The following is a 19,240-nucleotide window of genomic DNA, read 5'->3' on the forward strand; positions in this document are numbered from 1 at the left end:
AGCAATGGGCGTCGATATCGAGCTCTTCGAACGGCTGGCCGACTTGTCGGCCCGTTTCCAGCCGGAAGGCCGGACGCTCATGCTTGGGCGCCATTCCTTCCGGGTGGAGGATCATATCAAGCACAAGTTTGACCGGATCCTGCGCAAGAAGGGGCTCGATCTGACCCACGAGGAGCTGGTGCAGGAGGACGGCTACTGCGAAACCCTGATGCGCAAGCTGGGGTTCGGCGACATGGAAACGCTGGATTTTTCGGATTATGAGGGCGCAACAATCCTGCATGACCTCAACCGCCCGGTTGCAGCCGAGCTGGAAGGGCAGTTCGATCTGATCTTTGACGGCGGCACGATTGAGCATGTCTTCAATGTGCCGAGGGCTCTGGAGACGGTTTTCCGGATGCTGAAACCCGGCGGGCGGTTCATTTCCGCAAACGGCTTCAATGGCTGGCCCGCGCATGGAATCTACCAGTTCAATCCGGAACTGGTCTGGACCTTCTGGGGGCGGAACTGCGGCTGCAAAGTGCATGATTGCCGCGGTATCCAGAAGCGCCCGCGCGGGGGCAATTACCACATCGAATTCAAGGACCCCGCCGAGACCGGAAAACGGATGCGGCTCAAGGGCAAGATACCGGAGGGGCGCATGTACCTCTATTACGAAATCGAAAAGACCAGGGGTTCAGCGATGAAGGATCTGGTGCTGCAAAGCGATTATGAAACCAAGTGGCACAGCCACGGAAACGCCGGCGCAACCCGGCTTGATGACGAAATGGCTCCGCAATGACCCAAATCGACTATACCCGCGCCGCCAAATATTTCCTGCTGCAGGATTTCTGGGTCGGCTTCAAACTGGGGATGAAGTATTTCTTCGCGCCCAAGGCCACCCTGAACTACCCGCACGAAAAAGGCCCGCTGTCGCCCCGCTTCCGCGGCGAGCACGCGCTGCGCCGTTACCCGAACGGCGAAGAGCGCTGCATTGCCTGCAAGCTCTGCGAGGCGGTCTGCCCGGCGCAGGCGATCACCATCGACGCGGAACCGCGCGAGGACGGCAGCCGCCGCACCACGCGCTATGACATCGACATGACCAAATGCATCTACTGCGGCTTCTGCCAGGAAGCCTGCCCGGTGGACGCGATTGTCGAAGGCCCGAATTTCGAGTTTGCCACCGAGACCCGCGAGGAGCTGTTCTACGACAAGGAAAAACTCCTGGCCAACGGCGAACGCTGGGAAGCCGAGATTGCCCGCAACCTGGAAATCGACGCGCCGTACCGATGAGAGCGCTGCGCAAAAGTTTTCTGAAAACTTTTGCCAAGACTTTTCTGAAAAGTCTTGGACCGGAGGAGAGGACATGACCAAACAGCCGCCCAATCCGTTTGAGGCCATGATGGAACAGATGCAGGCACAGGCCCAGCAGATGGCCAAGGCGTTCAACCCGGCGCTGGAGAACTTCTCGCCCTCCGAGGCTTTCAGGGAGTTCGAGGCGCTGTGGCCCACCATGCCCAAAGAGGTCATGGAAATGATGTTCGGCAACACCATCAACAAGGACGGGCTGGATGCCAAGACCCGGCTGCTGCTGACACTGGCCGGGCTGACCTGCCAGGGCGCCCAGGCCGACAGTGCGGTGCGCCAGACCGTGCGCCACGCAGTTGCGGCGGGGGCAAAGAAACAAGAGATCGTGGAAACGATCGGACAGATGTCGGTGTTTGCCGGCATTCCGGCCATGAACCGGGCGCTGGAGCTGGCGCAGGCGGTCATGGACGAACAAAGGGACGATGAGACATGAGCGTTTTTGCCTTCTACCTCTTCGCCGTCAGCGCCATCACCGGCGGGCTGTTCACCGTGATCAGCCGCCAGCCGGTGCATTCGGTGCTGTGGCTGATCCTGGCCTTTCTTTCCTCGGCCGGGCTGTTTGTGCTGTTGGGGGCGGAGTTCGTCGCCATGCTGCTGGTCATCGTCTACGTGGGGGCGGTTGCGGTACTGTTCCTGTTTGTGGTGATGATGCTGGACGTGGACTTTGCCGAGCTGAAGGCGGAGATGGCGCGCTACATGCCGCTGGCGCTGCTGATCGGCCTGGTGATCCTGATGCAATTCGTGATGGCGTTCGGGGTCTGGGAAACCGCCCATAAGGCGCCGGAGCTGCTGGCCAATCCGGTGCCTGCGGACCGCCACAACACCGAGGCGCTCGGCCTCATCATCTATGATCAATATTTCCTTCTGTTCCAGCTGGCGGGCCTGATCCTGCTGGTGGCGATGATCGGCGCGATCGTGCTGACCCTGCGCCACCGCACCGACGTCAAGCGCCAGGACGTGGTTGCGCAGATGATGCGCGACCCGGCCGTGGCGATGGAGCTTAGGGACGTGAAACCGGGGCAGGGGCTGTGAGCACATGATCGGACTTGAACATTATCTGACCGTCGCGGCGACGCTGTTCGTCATCGGCATCTTCGGACTCTTCCTGAACCGCAAGAACGTGATCATCCTGCTGATGAGCATCGAGCTGATGCTGCTGGCGGTGAACATCAACCTCGTCGCCTTCTCGTCGTTCCTGGGCGATCTGGTGGGGCAGGTCTTTACCCTGTTCGTGCTGACCGTGGCCGCGGCCGAGGCCGCCATTGGCCTTGCGATCCTGGTCTGCTTCTTCCGCAACCGCGGCACCATCGCCGTCGAAGACGTCAACGTGATGAAGGGCTGAAGAACCATGGAAACCATCCTCCTCTTTGCCCCGCTGGCGGGGGCCGTGATCTGCGGCTTCGGCTGGAAGTTCATCGGCGAGAAAGCCGCCACCGTGACCGCCACGGCGCTGCTGTTCCTGGCGGCGCTGCTCAGCTGGATCACCTTCCTGTCGTTTGACGGGCTGACCCAGAACATCGAGATCTTCCGCTGGATCGAAAGCGGCTCGCTGTCGACCTCCTGGGCGATCCGTCTGGACCGGCTGACCGCGATCATGCTGATCGTGATCACCACCGTGTCCTCGCTGGTGCACCTCTATTCCTTCGGCTACATGGACCATGACCCGCAGTGGAAAGAGGGCGAGAGCTACAAGCCGCGCTTCTTTGCCTATCTGTCGTTCTTCACCTTCGCGATGCTGATGCTGGTGACCTCCGACAATCTGGTGCAGATGTTCTTCGGCTGGGAAGGCGTCGGCGTCGCCTCCTACCTGCTGATCGGCTTCTACTACCGCAAGCCAAGCGCCAATGCCGCCGCGATGAAGGCGTTCATCGTCAACCGCGTCGGCGACTTCGGCTTTGCGCTGGGGATCTTCGGGCTGTTCTTCCTGACCGACAGCATCAACCTGGCAGACATTTTTGCCGCAGCCCCCGCGCTGGCGGAAACCCAGGTCTCCTTCCTGTGGGCCGAGTGGAATGCCGCAAACCTGATTGCCTTCCTGCTGTTCGTCGGCGCGATGGGCAAATCGGCGCAGCTCTTGCTGCACACCTGGCTGCCGGACGCGATGGAAGGCCCGACCCCGGTGTCGGCGCTGATCCACGCGGCCACCATGGTGACCGCGGGCGTGTTCCTGGTCTGCCGCATGTCGCCGCTGATGGAATTCGCGCCCGAGGCTGCCGCCTTCATCACCGTGATCGGCGCCGCGACGGCATTCTTTGCCGCGACCGTGGGGCTGGTGCAGAACGACATCAAGCGGGTGATCGCCTATTCGACCTGTTCGCAGCTCGGCTACATGTTTGTGGCCGCCGGCGTCGGCATGTACTCCGCCGCCATGTTCCACTTGTTCACCCACGCCTTCTTCAAGGCGATGCTGTTCCTGGGCGCCGGTTCGGTGATCCACGCCATGCACCACGAGCAGGACATGCGGAACTACGGGAACTTGCGCAAGAAGATCCCCTATACCTTCTGGGCGATGATGATCGGCACCCTGGCCATCACCGGCGTCGGCATTCCGCTGAGCGGCTGGATCGGCTTTGCCGGCTTCGTGTCCAAGGATGCGATCATCGAAAGCGCCTATGCGGGCGGCTCGATGTTCGGTTTCTGGGCGCTGGTGATCGCGGCCTTCATGACCTCCTTCTACTCTTGGCGCCTGATGTTCATGACCTTCTACGGCGAGGCACGCGGCGACAAGCACACCCACGACCACGCCCATGAAAGTCCCTGGACCATGCTGGTGCCGCTGGGCGTGCTGGCGGTGGGTTCGATCACCGCGGGCATGATCTGGTACGGCAGCTTCTTCGGCCACGCCGATCAGGTCGGCAAGTTCTACGGCATCCCGATGGCGGAAGCCTCCGCAGCGGCACATGGTGAAGAGGCCGGCCACGGCGAAGAGGCCGCGCATGGCGGCGCTGCGGCCGAAGGCGGGCACCACTATGTGTTTGCCGGCAAGCCGGGCGAGGGCGGGATCTACATTGGCAAGGACAACCACATCCTGGAGGATGCCCATGCGGCGCCGACATGGGTGAAACTGTCCCCGTTCATTGCAATGCTGGGCGGCCTGATCCTGGCCTACCTCTTCTACATCGTGAACCCGTCGCTGCCCAAACGTCTGGCACAGCAGCAGCGCCCGCTGTACCTGTTCCTGCTCAACAAATGGTACTTTGACGAGATCTACAACGTGATCTTCGTCAAACCGGCGGTGGCCCTGGGCCGCTTCTTCTGGAAGCGCGGCGATGGCAATACCATCGACGGCTTCCTGAACGGCCTCGCCATGGGCGTGGTTCCCTTCTTCACCCGCCTCGCAGGCCGCGCACAGTCCGGCTACATCTTCACTTATGCCTTCTGGATGGTGCTGGGCATTGCCGCCCTGGTCACCTGGATGTCGATCGGCGGAGGAGCGCACTGATGGACAATCTCCTTTCTATTGTCACCTTCATCCCGGCGCTTGCGGCGGCCATTCTGGCCCTGTTCCTGCGCGGCGAGGAAAAGGCAGCACAGCGCAACGCCAAGTTTGTGGCGCTCTTTGCCACCACGATCACCTTCCTGGTGAGCCTGGGGATCTATTTCGAGTTCGACCCGGCCAACACCGGCTTTCAGTTCGTCGAGGACCGGGCGTGGATCTTCGGGCTGAAGTACAAGATGGGCGTCGATGGCATCTCGGTGCTGTTCGTGATGCTGACCACCTTCATCATGCCGCTGACCATCCTGGCCAGCTGGAGCGTCACCGACCGCGTCAAGGAATACATGATCGCCTTCCTGCTGCTGGAAACGCTGATGCTGGGCGTCTTCATGGCGCTGGACCTGGTGCTGTTCTACCTGTTCTTCGAGGCAGGCCTCATTCCGATGTTCCTGATCATCGGCATCTGGGGCGGCAAGGAGCGGATCTACGCCTCCTTCAAGTTCTTCCTCTACACCTTCTTCGGCTCGGTGCTGATGCTGGTGGCGATGGTCTTCATGTATGTGGATGCCGGCACCACTGATATCGAAACCCTGCTGACCCACAGCTTCTCGGCGGCGTCCTTTGACGTGCTGGGGGTTCACATCGTGGGCGGCGCGCAGACGCTGATGTTCCTGGCGTTCTTTGCCTCCTTCGCGGTGAAGATGCCGATGTGGCCGGTGCACACCTGGCTGCCGGACGCGCACGTGCAGGCGCCGACTGCCGGTTCCGTGGTGCTGGCGGCGATCCTCTTGAAGATGGGCGGCTACGGCTTCCTGCGCTTCAGCCTGCCAATGTTCCCGGTGGGCGCGGACGTGATGACCGATGTGGTCCTGTGGATGTCCGCGATTGCCGTGGTCTACACCTCGCTGGTGGCGATGGTGCAGGAGGACATGAAGAAACTGATCGCCTATTCCTCGGTTGCGCATATGGGCTTTGTCACCATGGGCATCTTTGCCGCCAACCAGCAGGGCATCGATGGCGCCATCTTCCAGATGCTCAGCCACGGCTTCATCTCCGCCGCGCTCTTCCTTTGCGTCGGCGTGATCTATGACCGGATGCACACCCGCGACATCGACGCCTATGGCGGGTTGGTGATCCGGATGCCGGCTTATGCGCTGGTGTTCATGTTCTTCACCATGGGCAACGTCGGCCTGCCGGGCACCTCCGGCTTTGTCGGCGAATTCCTGACCCTGATGGGCGCCTTCCAGAAAAACACCTGGGTAACGGCCGTGGCGGCAACCGGGGTGATCTTCTCGGCCGGCTATGCCCTGTGGCTCTACCGCCGCGTGGTGTTCGGCGATCTGATCAAGGGCAGCCTGATGGGCATCCGCGACATGTCGGCGCGCGAGCGCTTCGTGTTTGCGCCGCTGGTCGCCATGACCCTGCTGCTCGGCGTCTACCCGTCGCTGGTCACCGACATCATCGCGCCCTCGACCGAGGCGCTGATTGCAAACTTCAACCAGTCTCTGGCGGCGGCCGATACCTCGGCCGCCACCCGGATTGCTTCGCATTAAGGGAGCATCAGGCAGATGATCCAAGCTGATCTTACTGTAATCCTGCCAGAGATCATTCTGGCGCTTTACGCTATGGGCGCGCTGATTGGCGCGGTCTATACCACCAAGGACAAGCTGGCGGTGCCGCTGGTCTGGAGCACCGCGGCGCTGCTGGCGGTGATGGCCTTCTGGATTGCCACCAGCCCGGCGGGCACCCAGACCGCCTTTGGCGGCATGTTCATCGACGACGGCTTCTCGCGCTTTGCCAAGGTGGCGCTGCTGCTGGGCGCCGCTGCGGTGCTGCTGATCGGCCAGGACTACATGGCGCGCCGCGGCATGCTGCGGTTCGAATACCCGATCCTGGTGGCGCTGGCGGCTGTCGGCATGATGATGATGGTCTCCGCCGGCGACCTGATGTCCCTCTACATGGGGCTGGAGCTGCAGTCGCTCTCACTCTACGTCGTCGCCGCGATGCGCCGCGACAGCGTCAAGTCCACCGAGGCGGGCCTCAAATACTTCGTGCTGGGCGCGCTGTCCTCGGGCCTGCTGCTGTACGGTGCCTCGCTGGTCTACGGCTTTGCCGGCACCACCCAGTTCGCGGGCATTATCCAGGTGGCGGAGCAAGGCCATATGTCGATTGGCATGCTGTTCGGCCTGGTGTTCATGATCTCGGGGCTTGCGTTCAAGGTCTCGGCCGTGCCGTTCCACATGTGGACCCCCGACGTTTACGAGGGCGCGCCGACCCCGGTCACCGCCTTCTTTGCCACCGCGCCCAAGGTTGCGGCGATGGGCCTGTTTGCCCGCGTGCTGCATGACGCCTTTGGCGGTGCCATTTCCGACTGGCAGCAGATCATCGTGGTCCTGTCGGTGCTGTCGATGTTCCTCGGCGCGATTGCCGCCATCGGCCAGCGCGACATCAAGCGGCTGATGGCGTTCTCCTCGATCGCCCACATGGGGTACGCGATGATCGGGCTGGCAGCCGGTACCGAGCAGGGCATCACCGCGATGCTGGTGTATCTCGCGATCTACGTCACCATGAACATCGGCACCTTCTCCTTCATCCTGATGCTGGAGAAGGACGGCAAGCCGGTCACCGACATTCTGGCGCTGAACCAGTTTGCCGCCCGCGAGCCGGGCAAGGCGCTGGCGGTGCTGGTGCTGATGTTCTCGCTGGCCGGCGTGCCGCCGATGCTGGGCTTCTTTGCCAAGCTGGGTGTGTGGCAGGCAGGTGTGGACGCCGGCCTGATGGGGCTGGTGGTGGCGTCTGCCGTGGCCTCGGTCATCGGTGCGTTCTACTACATCCGCATCGTCTTCTACATGTACTTCGGCACCGGCGAAGACGATGTCGAGGCGAACGGCTCGCCGATCCTGACCGTTGCGCTGATGGCCTCTGCGGCGATGATGCTGGTCGGGCTGGTTTACCAGTTCGGCGTGGACACTGCGGCGGCTGCAGCCGCGGCAACCCTTGTAAATTGATCTGCTTTTCAGGCAGGCTGAGGGGGCCCGGTCGCGCGACCGGGCCTTTTCGCACGTAAGGAGCGCGCATGAGCTGGCCCGCAGGATACGGAAAACGGGTGCTTGCCGAGGTCGACAGCACCCTGAATGAAGCCGCCCGCACCGCGGGCGAACTGGCGGGCCCGGAGTGGATCCTGGCGCTGCGGCAGACGCAAGGGCGCGGGCGCCGCGGCCGCGGCTGGAAAGACCCCAAGGGCAATTTCGCCGCCACCCTGGTGATGCGGCCCCAGGGCGCGCCGGGCCAGGCGGCGCTGCGCAGCTTCGTCGCCGCGCTGGCGGTCTATGACGCCTGCGTTGCGGTCACCGGGCGCAGCGAGGGGCTGTCGCTGAAATGGCCCAACGACGTGCTGCTGAAGGGCGGCAAGCTGGCGGGCATCCTCTTGGAAAGCGCCGGCAACGGGCAGGGGGTCACTCACCTGTTTGTCGGCATCGGCGTCAACCTGGTGGAAACCCCGATGAAGGAATGGCTGGAACCCGGCGCCGTCTACCCGGTGTCGCTCTTGTCGGAGACCGGGGTGCAGGTCTCGCCCGAGGAGTTCCTGGAAGCCGTCGCCGGTGCCTTTGCCCGTTACGAGCAGCAGTTCAGCACCTACGGGTTCGAGCCGATCCGCACCGCCTGGCTGGAACGCGCCGCCAAGCTGGGCGAGGTGATCACCGCCCGCACCGCAAATTCCGAGACCGAAGGCACCTTTGAAACGGTGGACGCCGGCGGCAACCTTGTCCTAAACACCGCCAAGGGCCGCGTCAGCATTCCGGCGGCGGACATCTATTTCTAGGAAGGGGCAGCGATGCTTCTGGCAGTTGATTGCGGCAATACCAATACGGTCTTCTCGATCTATGACGGCGAGAAGTTCATCGGCATGTGGCGCACCGCCACCGACTGGCAGCGCACCGCCGACCAGTATTATGTCTGGCTCAGCACGCTGATGCGGCTGCAGGGGATCGAGGCGGATATCACCGACATGATCATCTCCTCCACCGTGCCGCGGGTGGTGTTCAACCTGCGGGTGCTGGCCGACCGCTACTTCAGCACCCGGCCTTTGGTGGTGGGCAAGCCCGGCTGCCTGCTGCCCGTCGCGGTGCGGGTGGACGAAGGCACCGCCGTCGGCCCCGACCGGCTGGTTAACACGGTTGCCGGTTTCGACACCTACGGCGGCAACCTGATCGTGGTGGACTTCGGCACCGCGACGACGTTCGACGTGGTGGCCGAGGACGGCGCCTATGTCGGCGGCGTCATTGCGCCCGGTGTGAACCTGAGCCTCGAGGCTCTGCACCAGGCCGCGGCTGCGCTGCCCCACGTGGATATCACGAAACCCGAAAATGTCATCGGCACCAACACCGTCGCCTGCATGCAGTCCGGCGTGTTCTGGGGCTATGTCGGCCTCGTCCGCGAGATCTGCACCCGGATCAAGGCGGAACGCGGCGTGGCGATGAAAGTAATCTCGACAGGCGGGCTGGCGCCTTTGTTCCAGCAATCTGCTGATCTGTTTGACGCATTCGAGGATGACCTCACCATGCATGGGCTGCAGATCATCCATAAATACAACAAGGATAATGGTACTGACGCATGAGCAGTGAAAGATTGATCTATCTGCCCCTCGGCGGGGCGGGTGAAATTGGCATGAATGCCTATGTCTACGGCTATGGGCCCCAGGACAAGGAACGCCTGATCCTGGTCGACCTGGGCGTGACCTTCCCCGATATGGACACCACCCCGGGCGTCGACCTGATCATGCCCGACATGACCTGGCTGAAGGAGCGGGTGGACCGGCTGGAGGGGATCTTCATCACCCACGGCCACGAGGACCACATCGGCGCCATCGCCCATATGTACTCCAGCCTGAACGTGCCGGTTTATGCCCGCGCGTTCACCGCCAACCTGGCACGCCGCAAGATGGAAGAGGCCGGCCACGATCCGGCAAACGTGCATACGGTGCAGGCCTGGCCCGAAACGACCAGGCTCGGCCCCTTTACCGTCGGCGTGGCGCCGATGAGCCACTCGATCCCCGAAAGCGGCGGTCTGGTGATCGACAGCCCGGCCGGACGGATCGTGCATACCGGCGACTTCAAGCTCGACCCGAACCCGCTGGTGGGCGAGCCGTTTGACCCGGAGATGTGGGCGGAGATCGCCAGGGACGGCATCCAGGCGCTGGTCTGCGATTCCACCAATGTGTTCTCCACTCATCCGGGCCGCTCCGAATCCGAGCTGCCGGTGGAGATCACCCGGCTGTTCTCGGAGGCCAAGGGCCTGGTTGCGGCCACCACCTTTGCCTCCAACGTCGCCCGGGTGAAAACCCTGGCCGAGGCCGGGGTCAAGGCCGGCCGTTCGGTGGTGCTGCTGGGCCGCGCCATGCGGCGGATGATCGAGGCGGCGGTGGAAACCGGCGTGCTGACCGATTTCCCCAAGACGATCAGCCCCGAGGATGCCGGCAGCGTGCCGCGCGCAAACCTGATGCTGATCACCACCGGCAGCCAGGGCGAACGCCGCGCCGCCACCGCCCAGCTGGCGCGCGGCAAGTACCGCGGGCTGGAGCTGAAGGAGGGCGATCTGTTCCTGTTCTCCTCCAAGACCATCCCCGGCAACGAAAAGGGCGTCATCCGCATTATCAACCAGTTCTCCGAAATGGGGGTTGATGTGGTCGATGACAGCTCCGGGCTCTATCATGTGTCCGGCCACGCCAACGGGCCGGATCTGGAGACGGTGCATAACCTGCTGAAGCCCAAGATGCTGATCCCGATGCACGGCGAGCACCGCCACCTGCGCCAGCACGCCCGCCTGGGCGAGGCCAAGGGCATCGCCAGCGCGGTCGTGGTCAACGGCATGATGATGGACCTGACCGGCGATGCGCCCAAGGCGGCGGGCTATGTCGTTACCGGCCGCACCTATCTGGACGGCACGGTGAAATACGGTGCCATGGACGGCATCGTCCGCGACCGCATCCGCATGGCCCTGAACGGCCATGTGGTGGTGACGGTGATCCTGGACGAGGACGACGAGCCGCTGGGCGAGCCCTGGTGCGACGTCAAGGGCCTGCCGGAGACCGGCAGCTCCAACGCCGCTCTGGTGGAGGTGATGGAAGAGGATCTGAACCAGTTCCTGATGCGGGCCGGCGCCAAGACCCTGCGCGATGAAGACAAGCTGGAGCAGGAACTGCGCCGCATCGCCCGCCAGAGCGCCTTCAGCGAGATCGGCAAGAAGCCCGAAGTCACGATTGTGGTCAGCCGCATGCGCTGATCCCCGGGGCGCGACATGGCAGGGCCGGGTGGTGCTCCCGCCCGGCCCAAGCCGCATCAAAGATGCAGCAGGCCCCGTTGGGCCTGGCGCCGCGGGCCCTGACGGGCCCGCGGCGCTGTTGCGTCCGGCGGCGGGTGATCCAGGCTGCCTCAAAAAGCGTTTCCGAGGTGCAGTTGTCATGACTGCCGGTAGAGCTATCCGGCACCACAGCGACACGGTGCCGTTGCCGGTGCTCAGCAAGGCTGAGCCCTTCTGATTGCTTCCGCAAAGCATCCCGAGGTCTGCAGTCTGGAGGCTGCGTCTCCCAGACCCCGGGGGCTGATGAGCTGGAGCCTGGATGGCACCCTGGCCTTCATTGCCTTGACCGGGCGGACGCTTGAGATGGCCAGGCCGGAGGAGGTCTTTGAGGGCGGGTATGCCGATGCCAGGGCCTAGGAGGGTGTGTGCAATCCCGGTGGGTTCCGAGGCGGGATAAGACGTAGCGGGCTGAAAAGCAAAACGCCGCGGCCCCTTGGGCACGCGGCGTTTTCAATTCGGGTGCTGCCGGAGACCGGCGGCGGCTTCAGCCGTGCAGCGGGCGGGCGCAGCTGGGGCAGGAGACCACCTTGCGCGGGGCGCTGAACAGGGCGCGGAACAGGCGGCGCATCAGGCTGGCAAAAGCCTCGGCGCGCAGCTCGTGGGCGCGGGCCTCAATGGCCTGGAACTGGGCGATGGTCAGGGTGTTGGTGTCGGTGGTGTTCATGGCGTGGCCCATCATCAATGGCGCGTTTCAGTGTTGGCACTGCAATACGCCGGTTTGCGCGGTTTGACGCCAGCCAAGATCGAAGACCCGTTATGCTGCAATTGCAAAGGTCGGAATGCTGCGGGTGCAAGGCCGGCCGCCCGCCAGCCGCAAACGAAAAGGCCGCCCCCAACGGGAGCGGCCCTGGAATTCTCCGGGTGCGAAGGGTCAGCTGGCGCGGCGTTCGGCGAAGCTGAGCGCGATGAAGCTCGGCAGGTGGTCGCCCATGCCGACCACCGCCTTGTCGTCGCGCTTGCCGTATTTCCCGCGCGCGGAAGAGCGTTCGGGCTTTTGTGCAGGCTTGTCGTCCTTGCGGGGCGCGCGCGCCTCGGTGGCGGCGGGCTTGGCCGCCTCCGGTTTGCCGGTGTCCGGCTTGGCAGCGCGGGCGGGCTTTTCTGTTCTGGGCTCCGCCTTCACCGGGTTTTCCAACCGGGGAATATCCTTCTGGATCAGCTTTTCCACTGCATCCAGCGCTTTGTCGTCGCGGGGGATGCAGATGGTGATCGCCTTGCCTTCGCGGCCCGCACGGCCGGTGCGGCCGATCCGGTGGACGTAGTCCTCGGCATGGCCGGGGACGTCGAAGTTGAACACATGGCTGACGCTGGGCACATCGAGGCCGCGTGCCGCCACATCCGAGGCCACCAGGATGCGCAGGGAACCCTCGCGAAACCCGTCCAATGTCCTGGTCCGCTGGCTCTGGTCGAGGTCGCCATGGATCGGAGCCGCGTCATAGCCGTATTTCTTCAGTGACTTCGCGACGATATCCACATCCGTCTTGCGGTTGCAGAAGATGATGCCATTGGTGAGCTTGTCGCCCTCATTGTCGATCAGAGCCCGCAGCACCTTGCGCTTTTCACTGCTCTCGCGGTCGCGGCGCGAGGCCTTGAACTGCACCACCGCCTGTTCGATGGTCTCCGATGCGGTGGCCTGGCGGGCCACTTCGATGCGGGCCGGACCCGACAGGAAGGTGTTGGTGATCCGTTCGATCTCCGCCGCCATGGTGGCCGAGAAAAACAGCGTCTGGCGGGTGAACGGCGTCAGCGAGAAGATCCGTTCGATATCCGGGATGAAGCCCATGTCGAGCATCCGGTCGGCCTCGTCCACCACCATGATCTGCACACCGGTCAGCAGCAGCTTGCCGCGCTCGAAATGGTCCAGCAGGCGGCCGGGGGTGGCGATCAGCACGTCGACGCCCTTGTCGATCAGCGCGTCCTGCTCCTTGAAGGAGACGCCGCCGATCAGCAGCGCCTTGGTGAGCTTCACGTGCTTGGCATAGGTGTCGAAGTTTTCCGCCACCTGTGCGGCCAGCTCCCGGGTGGGGCACAGCACCAGGCTGCGCGGCATCCGGGCGCGGGCGCGGCCGCGGGCCAGCATGGTGATCATCGGCAGCGTGAAGGACGCGGTCTTGCCGGTGCCGGTCTGGGCTATGCCCAGCACATCCCGGCCTTCCAGTGCGGGCGGTATCGCTCCGGCCTGGATCGGTGTGGGGGTTTCATATCCAGCTTCCTCAACAGCTTTGAGGACCTTGGGATTAAGGTTCAGATCGGTGAATTTTGTCATCTGTATCCGTCATTGCGGACACTGACCTGGCCCGCGCGTGTATGTTCCAGCCGGCTCCGCAAAGGTCATGCGGGATGGCAGCTGCCGGCTCGTGGGGCGGCATATCAAAATCCCGCGCGAACGTCAATTAACGCCGGATTTTACAGTATTTTTGCCTTCGGGCCATGCAGAAAAGAAACAATTCCGCAAAAAAACTGCAGATCGTCCAGGCCGGGCGGCTTTGCGGCCGGAGAGGCGATTCTTCAGCCCGGGGTTCTGCATCGGCCTTGATGGCGCCTGCGCGGCGTCCCCTGGCACGCGGGGGTGCAGCTCCCGTCCGCGCGTCATCCCTGTCCGCCGGCAGCTCTGAGAGGCAGACAAAAGCGCATGAGGCGAAAAAGAACGAACGCCCGGATGGCCGGGCGTTTTTCTCAGACCATCATTTCCTTGGTCGCGGTCAGCTTCAATTCCGGATAGTCGCGCACCACCCGGTCGATGTCCCATTGCAGCCGCGTCAGATAAACGGTGTCGCCGTCGTGGTCATGGGCGATGTGCTGCTTGTTGGCGTTGGTGAACTTGTCCACTGCCGCCTTGTCGCCGCTGACCCAGCGGGCCGAGGTGAACTGGCTCGCCTCGAACCGCACCGGCAGGCCGTATTCCATCTCGATCCGGCTGGCCAGCACCTCGAACTGCAGCTGGCCGACCACGCCGACAATGAAGCCGGAGCCGATCGAGGGCTTGAACACCTTGGCAGCGCCTTCCTCGGCAAATTGCATCAGCGCCTTTTCCAGGTGCTTGGCCTTCATCGGATCGCCCGCGCGCACGCCCTGCAAAAGCTCGGGCGCAAAGGAGGGGATGCCGGTGACGCGAATCGCCTCGCCCTCGGTCAGGGTGTCGCCGATGCGCAGCTGGCCGTGGTTCGGAATACCGATGATGTCGCCGGCCCAGGCTTCCTCGGCCAGTTCCCTGTCAGAGGCCAGGAACAGCACCGGGTTCGACACCGCCATCGGCTTCTTGGTGCGCACATGGGTCAGCTTCATGCCGCGCTTGAAATGGCCCGAGGCCATGCGCACAAAGGCCACCCGGTCGCGGTGCTTGGGGTCCATGTTGGCCTGCACCTTGAACACAAAGCCCGCGACCTTCTTTTCCTCCGGCGAAACCTGCCGGGGTTCGGCCGACTGCGGCTGCGGTTCCGGGCCATAGGCGCCGATGCCGTCCATCAGCTCCTTGACCCCGAAGGAGTTGATCGCCGAGCCGAACCAGATCGGGGTCATGTGGCCTTCCAGCACCGACTGCGGGTCAAGCGCGGGCAGCAGCTCGCGCGCCATCTCGACCTCTTCCAGCAGCTTTTCCAGCAGGTGCGCGGGCACATGCTCGGCCAGCCTGGGATCGTCCAGGCCGTTGATCTCGATGCTTTCCGCCACCTTGTTGCGGTCGGCGCGGTCCATCAGCTCGAGCCGGTCGCGCAGCATGTCATAGCAGCCGATGAAATCGCGGCCCACGCCGATGGGCCAGCTGGCGGGGGTGACGTCAATCGCCAGATTCTGCTGGATTTCGTCGATGATCTCAAAGGTGTCCCGGCTCTCGCGGTCCATCTTGTTGCAGAAGGTCAGGATCGGCAGGTCGCGCAGGCGGCAGACTTCGAACAGCTTCTGGGTCTGGCTCTCGACGCCCTTGGCGCCGTCGATCACCATCACCGCCGCATCCACCGCCGTCAGCGTGCGGTAGGTGTCCTCGGAAAAGTCCGAGTGGCCGGGCGTGTCCACCAGGTTGAACCGGAAGCCGCTGAAATCAAACGACATCGCCGAGGCCGAAACGGAGATCCCGCGATCCTTCTCCATCTGCATGAAGTCCGAGCGCGTGCGCCGCGCCTCGCCCTTGGCGCGCACCTGTCCGGCCATCTGAATCGCGCCGCCGTACAGGAGGAACTTTTCAGTCAGCGTGGTCTTGCCCGCATCCGGATGCGAGATGATCGCAAAGGTGCGGCGCCGCGCGATTTCGGGCGGCAGTTCGGGGCGGTTGGTGACGGAATCCAGCATGAGCGCGCGTATAGCAGGAATGCCGCAGGAGGCAAGAAAAACAGGGGGCGGCAGGCGTGCACTCCCGTGCATCCCCCGTGCACCGGGCGGTGTATCGTGATCCCGCCCGGCGTCCCGGCGGGCGCTGCCCTCTGAAGAGGTGTTGCGCTTGCGGCGTACGCCCCGCCGCGAGCCGCCGCCATGAAGGGAAAGCCACGGGATGCCCAGCCAGCGCGATTGCGGCAATGAAATGCAGCTGGAGCTGGACGCGCGGCAGCGGAACCTGCGCCGCGACTGGCTGACAAGAGCCTGCCGCGAGACTGGGACCGCATGGACAGCTGGGAGCGGCTGGAGAAGCCCAAGCCCCGGTGGACGATCCGGCTGGACGCGGACATGTTGAAATGGTTCCGCAAGCCGGGCCCGAACGACAGCCGCCGCATCAACCCGGTGCTGCGGACCTACTGGATGGCGCTGATGGCCGGCTGCATACAGGCCCATGACAAGGACAACACCATCGTCCGCCTCAGCCTGGCCGCCCGCTATCTGGCGGAGGGGAAGAACATGGACGGGACGGAGAAGGAGTGAGGGGGGAGGGTGCAACTGTGTGCAGAATGTGGCCTTTGTTGCGCTGATGCCTCTCCACTGTTCCCATCCGGCCAATCTCAAGAACTGGGTTAGGAACTGCCAGTCGCCTTACGGTCATGCAATATACACGCTTTGGTTTAGGTTGTTCTATTTAAGTGAAGCTATTGCGAAAACAGAGGACTGCGTCCAATGTCGTAAAAAATACTGGAGAAGATCAGTGGATCAAGCGGCACCTATTTGGCTTACCTATACACTCGAGTTCAAAGGGAGGGATGCAGACAAACACTATCTGGAAGCGCATCCAGCAGGGCATAGCATCGAGGGATTTTCATGGGCGCTTGCGCTCACATTGAACTACGGCGTTACAGGAAGGACACGATACTCTCGCGATTTGTCACGCTCAGCGAGAATTCTAATCTCGCCACCAAAACGCGGTAGCGTCCTATTTGAATTGAATATTCTAGTTCAGGAGAATCCATTTCTGGCTATAACTGCTGGGGGTTATGCGGTGAATACTGTCACCCCTTACATAAATGGACTGATCAGCTACGTTTTTGGGCAGGCATTGGGGCTTGGTACGGAGTTTGCAGAAGATGCAAAGCAATATCTTAAGAAGCTTAATGGTGATGACCTCAACACCATATCTCGTCGAATAGAACCCCCATTGACACGTGCTCACAAAGTGATTGGGCGGACGGCTGACGAAGTTGTTTTTAAGAGCAGAAGAGCGACACTAGCGACGCTGGATGAGATAACAAAGGAAAACCTTAATGCGCAGCCATCGGGTAAATACGATACCATTGATACAAACGTGACTTCGTTTAATGTTCTAACCGGTAACGGCCGCCTGTACGATCCCGAGGCGGAGACTACAATCCCTTTCAGTTTGCAAAAAACGACACGTCACGGAACCGCAACTGCCCTTATTCTAAGCATGGATCAATATTCCTTGGGGCGAAATGGTACGATACGAATAGTTGCCGAGCGTGTAGAGACAAACAGCGGACGGGCAACCAACAGTGGGCGTTTAACAAAGTACATTGTTTCCTCAGCGGAAGAGATTCCGTTATCGGATTGGGTTGGTGGTGTTGATCCACTAAGAACAAAACGACAGTAAAGGGGAAGGCTCATCCCAAGAAGTTGGGGCTAGATTCTCCTCGCAATTTTCGCCTTGCGAGTGTCAATCTGAGGAGGGCCAAGGGTGACCTGGCTATATTGGTACTCTCTTACCGCAACGACGCCCGTTTCAATACCCCCACCGCGTCCGGCCGGTCCAAGAGCGACCGGCTTACGTCCAGCCCGTGGGCGCCGCTCTTGTGGGCGGCGGGCAGGGTGCCATGCTGGTGTCCCGGGCGCGTGGTCCAGAAATCCTCCGGCAGCGCCGGGCGGGTGACGGGGTCGAGGAAGGTGCTCTCGGCGGCAATGCCCTCGGCATAGATGATGTGGTGGCGGTCGAACAGGATCTGGAAGTAATCGGCAAAGCCGCCGTCCAGCACCACCACGGAATGGCCGTTCACCAGGTCGCGGGCGCGGACGAGGATCTCGGGGGATCCGGCGCCGATCTCGTCGCTGCGCTGGTAGACCATCAGCCGGTGGCCGGGGCTGACGACCAGGTCATTGGCGTTGTTCAGGGCGCCCTTGCGGATCAGGATCGGAGCCAGGTCGCCGACCGCGCGCAGGGTGGACTGGCCGACCCAGCGCACCTCCTGGATGCCGTCGTCGCGGGTCAGGACGCGGTCGCCGGCGCGCATCTGTTCAATCGGGCGCTGCTCGCCGGTCGATAGCGTGATGCGGGTGCCGCGGGTGAAGGAGACGCAGGCCGATTGCGCCAGCTTGCGCCGGGCGGGCTCGCGCTCGGCCTTGACCAGGGTGTATGGCATCTGCGGCTGCAAAGGCGCCAGCGGCACCAGGTAGATGGCGGCGATATAGCCCTCGGCGTCGGCCTCGACCAGCACCAGAGTCTCGGTGTTGGGGCCGCTGTCGGGCATCAGGGTCAGCAGGCAGTCGAGATGCAACGCGGCGCCCGGAGTGCCAAGCGCGGTGTCGTCCGCGATGCGGAAGCTGCCGTCGTGATGGGCGGCGATGCTCAGCCGCCGCGGCGCTTCGGCCAGGGCCAGCAGGTAGATGTCGTCCAGCACCAGATCTTCGAGCACCCCCAGCGGATCGCCCATGTTGGCGCCGTATTCGACGCGGAAACGCTCGGCCGGGTAGGCCTGGACGGAGGAGAGGCTGGCGGTCAAGGTCTGTCCCATCTGCGGGTGTTTCTTCGTCTATATGTGGGCGCGCACGGGGCGCCGTCCAATAGATTTGCCTGCAGATTGTGGCGGAATGGGGGTGGGAAGGGGCAGATTTTCCGGCAGCCTGACGTTTGCGGCGGGATGCGGCGGGCGGATGGCGGGGCTGGCCTTCGGCGGGCGGGCGGTGCAAGCTCCGCAAAACGGTGAAGATTCCCGAGGGAGGACGACGATGGATCTGGGTATTTCGGGCAAGCGCGCGCTGGTCTGTGCCAGCAGCAAGGGGCTGGGGCTGGGCTGTGCCGAGGCGCTGGCGGAGGCGGGCGTCAATCTGGTGATGAACGCCCGCGGGGCGGAGGCGCTGGAGGCTTCGGCGCAGGCAATCCGCGATCGGTACGGCGTCGATGTGGTGACGGCGGCCGCCGATGTGACCACCCCGGAGGGCCAGCAGAAGGTGCTGGATGCGGCTGCGGGCGTGGATATTCTGGTCACCAATGCGGGCGGCCCGCCGCCGGGCATGTGGACCGACTGGGACCGCGAGGATTTCATCAGCGCGCTGGATGCCAACATGCTGACCCCGATCGCGCTGATCAAGGCGCTGGTGCCGGGCATGATCGAACGCGGCTGGGGCCGGGTGGTCAATATCACCTCGGTCTCGGTCAAATCGCCGATCCCGGTGCTGGGGCTGTCGAATGCGGCGCGGGCGGGGCTGACCGGCTATGTCGCGGGCACCGCGCGGCAGGTGGCGGGCAGGGGCGTTATCATGAACAACCTGCAGCCGGGCATTCATGCCACCGACCGCGCGGTGTCGCTGGACGGCGGAGCCGCGCAGGCGCAGGGGATCACGCCCGAGGAAGCCAAGGCGCAGCGCTGCGCCACCATTCCGGCGGGCCGCTACGGCACCCGGGCTGAGTTCGGCGCCACCTGCGCCTTCATGTGCTCGCAGCACGCGGGCTTCATGGTCGGGCAGAATATCCTGCTGGATGGCGGCGCCACCAACACCACGATGTAAGGGGGCGGA

Annotated in this window: 18 protein-coding genes; 14 read left to right on the forward strand and 4 right to left on the reverse strand. The window is 63.3% G+C overall.

The annotated features are described in order from the left end of the window. Positions 1 to 4: 4 nt before the first annotated feature. From OKQ63_RS06240 to OKQ63_RS06290, 11 genes are all read left to right on the forward strand, one after another. Positions 5 to 778: a class I SAM-dependent methyltransferase gene (locus OKQ63_RS06240; protein WP_264213091.1), complete on the forward strand. Its 774-nt coding sequence runs from the start codon at positions 5 to 7 to the stop codon at positions 776 to 778. Next, complete coding sequence (gene nuoI, locus OKQ63_RS06245) at positions 775 to 1,269, forward strand: NADH-quinone oxidoreductase subunit NuoI (RefSeq protein ID WP_264213092.1); 495 nt, start codon at positions 775 to 777, stop codon at positions 1,267 to 1,269. The genes OKQ63_RS06240 and nuoI overlap by 4 nt, the downstream gene beginning before the upstream one ends. 73 nt (positions 1,270 to 1,342) lie before the next feature. Then, positions 1,343 to 1,777, forward strand: a complete 435-nt coding sequence (locus tag OKQ63_RS06250; protein ID WP_264213093.1) for a carboxymuconolactone decarboxylase family protein — start codon at positions 1,343 to 1,345, stop codon at positions 1,775 to 1,777. Then, positions 1,774 to 2,376 (forward strand): NADH-quinone oxidoreductase subunit J, encoded by a 603-nt coding sequence (locus OKQ63_RS06255; protein ID WP_264213094.1) that lies wholly within the window; start codon positions 1,774 to 1,776, stop codon positions 2,374 to 2,376. Before OKQ63_RS06250 ends, OKQ63_RS06255 begins: the two co-directional genes overlap by 4 nt. 4 nt (positions 2,377 to 2,380) lie before the next feature. Beyond that, complete coding sequence (gene nuoK, locus OKQ63_RS06260; RefSeq protein WP_008553673.1) at positions 2,381 to 2,686, forward strand: NADH-quinone oxidoreductase subunit NuoK; 306 nt, start codon at positions 2,381 to 2,383, stop codon at positions 2,684 to 2,686. A 6-nt stretch (positions 2,687 to 2,692) separates the two neighbouring features. Beyond that, positions 2,693 to 4,786, forward strand: a complete 2,094-nt coding sequence (gene nuoL, locus OKQ63_RS06265; RefSeq protein ID WP_264213095.1) for an NADH-quinone oxidoreductase subunit L — start codon at positions 2,693 to 2,695, stop codon at positions 4,784 to 4,786. Continuing rightward, positions 4,786 to 6,333: an NADH-quinone oxidoreductase subunit M gene (locus tag OKQ63_RS06270; RefSeq protein ID WP_264213096.1), complete on the forward strand. Its 1,548-nt coding sequence runs from the start codon at positions 4,786 to 4,788 to the stop codon at positions 6,331 to 6,333. Before nuoL ends, OKQ63_RS06270 begins: the two co-directional genes overlap by 1 nt. A 15-nt stretch (positions 6,334 to 6,348) precedes the next feature. Further along, positions 6,349 to 7,788, forward strand: coding sequence for an NADH-quinone oxidoreductase subunit NuoN (gene nuoN, locus OKQ63_RS06275; protein ID WP_264213097.1), 1,440 nt, complete (start codon positions 6,349 to 6,351; stop codon positions 7,786 to 7,788). A 68-nt stretch (positions 7,789 to 7,856) separates the two neighbouring features. Beyond that, complete coding sequence (locus OKQ63_RS06280) at positions 7,857 to 8,603, forward strand: biotin--[acetyl-CoA-carboxylase] ligase (RefSeq protein ID WP_264213098.1); 747 nt, start codon at positions 7,857 to 7,859, stop codon at positions 8,601 to 8,603. A gap of 12 nt (positions 8,604 to 8,615) precedes the next feature. Continuing rightward, positions 8,616 to 9,398: a type III pantothenate kinase gene (locus OKQ63_RS06285; RefSeq protein WP_264213099.1), complete on the forward strand. Its 783-nt coding sequence runs from the start codon at positions 8,616 to 8,618 to the stop codon at positions 9,396 to 9,398. Continuing rightward, a complete protein-coding gene (locus tag OKQ63_RS06290) occupies positions 9,395 to 11,062 on the forward strand; it encodes a ribonuclease J (protein ID WP_264213100.1) in 1,668 nt (555 codons plus the stop codon). Before OKQ63_RS06285 ends, OKQ63_RS06290 begins: the two co-directional genes overlap by 4 nt. A 562-nt stretch (positions 11,063 to 11,624) precedes the next feature. Here the strand turns inward: OKQ63_RS06290 and OKQ63_RS06295 are convergent. The 3 genes from OKQ63_RS06295 to OKQ63_RS06305 all read right to left on the reverse strand — a co-directional run bounded on the left by OKQ63_RS06295 (position 11,625) and on the right by OKQ63_RS06305 (position 15,421). Beyond that, positions 11,625 to 11,804 carry an RSP_7527 family protein gene (locus tag OKQ63_RS06295; RefSeq protein ID WP_264213101.1) on the reverse strand — a complete coding sequence of 60 codons (180 nt, stop codon included), beginning with the start codon at positions 11,802 to 11,804 and terminating at the stop codon, positions 11,625 to 11,627. Positions 11,805 to 12,011: 207 nt separating this feature from the next. After that, complete coding sequence (locus OKQ63_RS06300; protein WP_264213102.1) at positions 12,012 to 13,403, reverse strand: DEAD/DEAH box helicase; 1,392 nt, start codon at positions 13,401 to 13,403, stop codon at positions 12,012 to 12,014. Between the two features lie 410 nt (positions 13,404 to 13,813). After that, positions 13,814 to 15,421, reverse strand: coding sequence for a peptide chain release factor 3 (locus tag OKQ63_RS06305; RefSeq protein ID WP_264213103.1), 1,608 nt, complete (start codon positions 15,419 to 15,421; stop codon positions 13,814 to 13,816). Positions 15,422 to 15,730: 309 nt separating this feature from the next. On the opposite strand from OKQ63_RS06305, the gene OKQ63_RS06310 reads away from it, so the two are divergent. After that, positions 15,731 to 15,985, forward strand: coding sequence for a BrnA antitoxin family protein (locus tag OKQ63_RS06310; RefSeq protein WP_264213104.1), 255 nt, complete (start codon positions 15,731 to 15,733; stop codon positions 15,983 to 15,985). Between the two features lie 217 nt (positions 15,986 to 16,202). Next, a complete protein-coding gene (locus tag OKQ63_RS06315) occupies positions 16,203 to 17,102 on the forward strand; it encodes a DUF7946 domain-containing protein (protein ID WP_264213105.1) in 900 nt (299 codons plus the stop codon). Between the two features lie 109 nt (positions 17,103 to 17,211). On the opposite strand, the gene OKQ63_RS06320 is transcribed toward OKQ63_RS06315, so the two are convergent. After that, a complete protein-coding gene (locus tag OKQ63_RS06320; protein ID WP_264213106.1) occupies positions 17,212 to 18,237 on the reverse strand; it encodes a Hint domain-containing protein in 1,026 nt (341 codons plus the stop codon). A 214-nt stretch (positions 18,238 to 18,451) separates the two neighbouring features. On the opposite strand from OKQ63_RS06320, the gene OKQ63_RS06325 reads away from it, so the two are divergent. Then, positions 18,452 to 19,231, forward strand: a complete 780-nt coding sequence (locus OKQ63_RS06325) for an SDR family oxidoreductase (RefSeq protein ID WP_264213107.1) — start codon at positions 18,452 to 18,454, stop codon at positions 19,229 to 19,231. The last annotated feature ends 9 nt before the right edge of the window (positions 19,232 to 19,240 follow it).

It is taken from the genome of Leisingera thetidis, from assembly GCF_025857195.1.
Taxonomy (GTDB): domain Bacteria; phylum Pseudomonadota; class Alphaproteobacteria; order Rhodobacterales; family Rhodobacteraceae; genus Leisingera; species Leisingera thetidis.